The organism is Micromonospora sp. NPDC050695 (genome assembly GCF_040654415.1).
Classification (GTDB): Bacteria; Actinomycetota; Actinomycetes; order Mycobacteriales; family Micromonosporaceae; genus Micromonospora.
This window is the reverse complement of the sequence record NZ_JBFAHZ010000110.1, coordinates 1-4,396: the sequence shown is the minus strand read 5'-3', so window position 1 is coordinate 4,396 and position 4,396 is coordinate 1. Positions and strand designations below refer to the sequence as shown.

The 4,396-nt window shown below is 68.7% G+C and carries 4 protein-coding genes and 1 pseudogene; 3 read left to right on the top strand and 2 right to left on the bottom strand.

The genetic code is table 11. The annotated features are described in order from the left end of the window. The first annotated feature begins 364 nt into the window (after window positions 1-364). Window positions 365-991, top strand: a complete 627-nt coding sequence (locus AB0H52_RS31500; protein ID WP_151493215.1) for a superoxide dismutase — start codon at window positions 365-367, stop codon at window positions 989-991. Between the two features lie 20 nt (window positions 992-1,011). On the opposite strand, the gene AB0H52_RS31495 is transcribed toward AB0H52_RS31500, so the two are convergent. Then, window positions 1,012-2,274, bottom strand: coding sequence for an ATP-binding protein (locus tag AB0H52_RS31495; RefSeq protein WP_357951922.1), 1,263 nt, complete (start codon window positions 2,272-2,274; stop codon window positions 1,012-1,014). Between the two features lie 313 nt (window positions 2,275-2,587). Then, window positions 2,588-3,400: a helicase-related protein gene (locus AB0H52_RS31490; RefSeq protein ID WP_225854874.1), complete on the bottom strand. Its 813-nt coding sequence runs from the start codon at window positions 3,398-3,400 to the stop codon at window positions 2,588-2,590. A 61-nt stretch (window positions 3,401-3,461) separates the two neighbouring features. Between AB0H52_RS31490 and AB0H52_RS31485 the strand changes: the two genes are divergently transcribed. Together AB0H52_RS31485 and AB0H52_RS31480 are read left to right on the top strand one after the other, a co-directional pair. Then, window positions 3,462-3,773 carry a hypothetical protein gene (locus AB0H52_RS31485; RefSeq protein ID WP_151493217.1) on the top strand — a complete coding sequence of 104 codons (312 nt, stop codon included), beginning with the start codon at window positions 3,462-3,464 and terminating at the stop codon, window positions 3,771-3,773. Window positions 3,774-3,780: 7 nt separating this feature from the next. After that, window positions 3,781-4,396: pseudogene (locus AB0H52_RS31480) on the top strand (hypothetical protein); the annotation flags it as partial.

Sequence of the window (4,396 nt, the reverse complement as noted above, 5' to 3'; positions counted from 1 at the left end):
CTTCGACGTCATGCTGATGATCTCTCCTCAGAACCGTCCAGGAAGAGTATCCCCTGGTAGACGAGCTGTCTCACATCAGCGTGACAGGGAGGGGCGCGCCGCTGTGATCGCCTGCGGAAGCCCAGCAAAGTGCGTAAGTGCTGTTCAGTGCCGCTTCCCCATCGACCGCCGTGGCGGTCTCTTGCGACCCGCTGCGCCCGGCCCGGCGTCGGGCCGCACCCCACTCTGGACCGTCCTTATTGCCAATGCTTGGCAACTACGTAATGTTGGCATCAGTGGGCGGGTGCTCCGGCAACGCGATGATCTGCACCACCGCCGGGGTGCCCGCCCAACTCTGCGACGACGATGGTGTGAGGAGCTGCTGGTGGCCGTCTACTCTCTGCCCGACATGCCGTACGACTTCGGTGCGCTGGAGCCGGCGATGTCCGGCGAGATCCTGGAGCTGCACCACGGCAAGCACCACGCCGCGTACGTCGAGGGCAGCAACGACGCCCTGGAGCAGCTCGCCGAGGAGCGGGACAAGGGTGACTTCGCGTCGCTGGTCGGGTTGGAGAAGACGTTCGCGTTCAACCTGTCCGGGCACGTGCTGCACTCGATCTTCTGGAGCAACCTGTCCCCGGACGGCGGTGACCGCCCCGACGGTGAGCTGGCCGCCGCGATCGACGAGCACTTCGGCTCCTTCGACGGTTTCGCCGGCCAACTGTCGGCGGCGACCAAGGGCGTGCAGGGCTCCGGGTGGGGTGTCCTGGCCTGGGAGCCGCTGGGGCAGCGGCTGATCGTGGAGCAGGTCTACGACCACCACGGCAACGTCGGGCAGGGCTCGACGCCGCTGCTGGTGTTCGACGCGTGGGAGCACGCCTACTACCTGCAGTACCGCAACGTGCGCCCGGACTACGTCGACCGGCTGTGGAACCTCGTCGACTGGGCTGCTCGTCGCCACCACACCACTGCCCCCGCCCGGCTGAGGCGTGCCCACTTCCACGACGGCTGAGGAGCGGCCTGCGAGCGAGGTCAGCCTGCTGTCGAGGCGGAAACCTGCCATAGGGCGCTGACCGGCATGGCGCGGAGTCTTTCGCCGAACGGCAGCGTGGACGATCCGGTATAGAGGACGATGCCGGCGAGGAAGTCGTCGCCGAGGCGGTCGGCGAGTCGGCGTAGTCCGCGGAAGTCGTCGGGTCCGACGGTGGTGGCTGCTTTGACTTCGATCCCGACCACTTGACCAGCTCGGTTCTCGAGCACCGCGTCGACTTCGTACCTGCTCTGGTCGCGGTAGTGGGACAGGTCGACGGGCTGCTCGGACCAGGTGAGCTGGCGGGAGAGTTCGGACAGGACGAATGATTCGAGCAGCGGGCCGAACGGTGCTCCCGGCCGGAGTAGTGCCCGGGCGTCGGTCGCGGCCTCGCTGGCGGCGATGCCCGAGTCGACGAAGATCAGCTTTGGCGCGGCGGTGGCGCGGGTGCCGATGTTGCGGGACCAGCCGGGAATCCGTTTGATCAGGAAGATCTCTTCCAGCGCCTGGAGGTAGCGGGCGATCGTCGGCCGGCTCAGTCCGAGGGCGGATTCGAGGGAGTTGGCGGCGATGACGGTCGCGGACCTGGCCGCAAGCAGGCGTACCAGTTTGCGTAGCTCGCCCTTGTGCTGGATGTCGGACAGTTGCCGGACGTCGCGGTCGATGAGCGCCTGGACGTAGGCGTCGAGGAATCGTTGGCGGCGGCGTGGGTCGGTGCGGGTGGTGGCCTCGGGTAGGCCGCCGCGTACGATCCTGGCTGCGTAGTCGGCGCGGGTCACGTCCGACTCGTGTCGCAGGTCCGGGCCGAGCGTGAAGACGGCGTCGATGAATCCGTCCAGTGCTCCGTCGAGTTCGCCTTGGGATAATGGCCAGAGCTCAACCGTTTCCATCCGGCCAGGCAGCGCGTCCGGCGCAGCCACCATTCCGAACAGCCGAGACGATCCGGTGAGCAGGTACCGGCCAGGACGGGGATCCTCGTCGACGGCGGCCTTGATGGCCAACAGGAGCTCCGGAGCGCGCTGGATCTCGTCGATGACCAAGAGCTCGGAGGAGTCCACGAACCCGACTGGATCGGCGATCGCCGCCGCCCGGTCCTGAGCCCGATCAAGATCGCGGCGCTCGGCGAGACGATCGCCGGCGACGATGCGGACCAGCGTGCTCTTGCCTGTCTGGCGTGCTCCGCTGATCAGGACGACGCGGGTGTCGGCCAGCGCGGCGTCGACCTGCGCGGCGGCCCGACGTGGAATCAGGTGCGGTGTCGGCACGACATCATGATAGCCAGTAAGATTTCGATCTGCGAGGGCCTTCGCATTCGATTTGCGGTAAGGATGCGTTCGAAATGCGGCGGCTCGGTGTTCGATTTGCGCGGCCTCTGGGGCGTTCTTGCAAGGGTCTACGCCTCCGGTCGGGCCGTGCAGTTTGGCAAGGGTTTGGCCACCACCTAGGGCCGCCGGTCGCCGTAGGGCCGGTAGTCCGCCGGCGGCTGGGGTGACGTCCTGCGCCGGCTGAGGTTGGTCGCTCGTCTGGTCACACCCCAGAGCCGGCGGGACCAGCCATGGGGATCGCGATCGGATGCACTCATGTGCGGGTGAAGCCGAGTGCCCGGTATCCGGGCATGCGGCGGGGGAGTGAGGCGGCGAGGATGGGGGTGGCTGGGTCGTGGTAGTCGTGGACCTCGGCGAGGTCCTTGCCGGGTGCGGCGCGGATGACGCGGCCGGCGCATTGGACGAGTAGGCCGTCGTAGGAGATCGGGCCGGCGAGGAAGAGGGTGTCGAGGGCGGGGGCGTCGAAGCCTTCACCGATGAACGGTGTGGTGCCGATGACGAGTAGGCCGTCGCCGGTCTTGGCGCCGTCGAGCCGGTCGACGATGGTCCGCCGTTCGCGGGTGCTCATCGCGCCTTGGAGCACGAGCGCCTGGTGTCCGCGTGCGGCGAGCAGAGCGGTGAGTGCCCCGACCTGGGCGACCCGTCGGGTCAGGACGAGACAGTTGCGGCCGCGGGTCAGGGCTGCGGCGACATCGTCGGTGATCTGGGTGTTTCGGAGCTCGTCGAGGGCTAGTCGCCGGTGCACCTCGGCGAGCGCGCCGGGGGCGTCAAGGTCGACGTCGCCGGGCTGGAAGGTGGTCTCGTGGATGTGCAGCGCTCGCCGGGGTCCGACGTCGGCGTGCATCGCTGCCGCGAGGGTGCCTTGGTCGGCGAACAACGCCAGATTGTCCCGGGTCGGCGAAGTCATGGTGACCAGCCCTGGCGGCTCAACCGGCGCGGACAACTGCTCCGGCGCCGCAGACGTGTCCTGACCGCGCAACTCCAGCAGACGCGCCAGCCGGGCGTTCTCCGCCCGTAACCGCTCCACCTCCCGCCGAAGATCGACGAACTCGGCCACCGAACCCATGCCGACTATCCTCGCGCATCAGGCGCCGATCACCCCTACACCGGTCCGGTAGCATCCGCCGATGGCATCGAAGGGGAACGCCGCGCTGGAGGCGATGATCGGGGAAGCCACTGTCGACGCGTACGGCGACGACGAGCAGCTCGCCGGCTTGTTCAGCATGCTCGAGGAGCATCTGGCGGTGCCGTTCACCACCACCGTCCTCGGCGTCGAGGTCACCGTGCGGAAGTTCGACCTGACCGCGGACAGCATCGTCGCGCTCTGCGCCCGTGGCCGCCACCGGCAGAGGATCGATCTGCTCGACCTACCGCTACCCACCCCGCCACCGGACGGCGCCGGGTGGATCGATGCCTACCGCCACTGGGCCGGAAGGTAGGCCGGCAGTGAGTGAGTACCAGTACTACGAGTTTACCGCCGTCGACCGAGCCCTCACTGCCCGGGAGCGGGCCGAGCTGCGGTCGCTGTCGACTCGGGCTGACATCACCGCGACCAGCTTCGTGAACACCTACGAGTGGGGCGACTTCAAGGGTGACCCGCGTACGCTGATGGAGCGGTACTTCGACGCGCACCTGTACCTGGCGAACTGGGGCACCCGCCAGCTCATGCTGCGGCTACCGAACCACCTGCTCGACCCCGCAACCGTCGCCCAGTACTGCCAGGGTGACAGCGCCTGCGCCTGGACTGCCGGCGAGCACGTCATCATCGACCTCCACGACGGGGACGAGGACGGCGCCGACGAGTGGGACCTCGACGGCCACGGCCTGCTCGCCTCGATCATCCCGGTCCGGGCCGGCCTCGCCGCCGGTGACCTGCGCCTGCTCTACCTGGCCTGGCTGCGCTGCGTACAGTCCGCCGAGATCGCCGACGACGAGCCCGAACCGCCCGCCCCCGCCGGGCTGGGCACCCTCGACGCGGCCCTCACCGCCGTCGCCGAGTTTCTGCGCATCGACCCCGACCTGATCGCGGCCGCGGCCACCGGGTCGACGCCGGCCGCCTCCG

Coding starts and splice junctions, on each gene's coding strand:
- AB0H52_RS31490 (WP_225854874.1), bottom strand. CDS start 3,400: ATGGGTTCGGTGGCCGAGTTCGTCGATCTTCGGCGGGAGGTGGAGCGG.
- AB0H52_RS31485 (WP_151493217.1), top strand. CDS start 3,462: ATGGCATCGAAGGGGAACGCCGCGCTGGAGGCGATGATCGGGGAAGCC.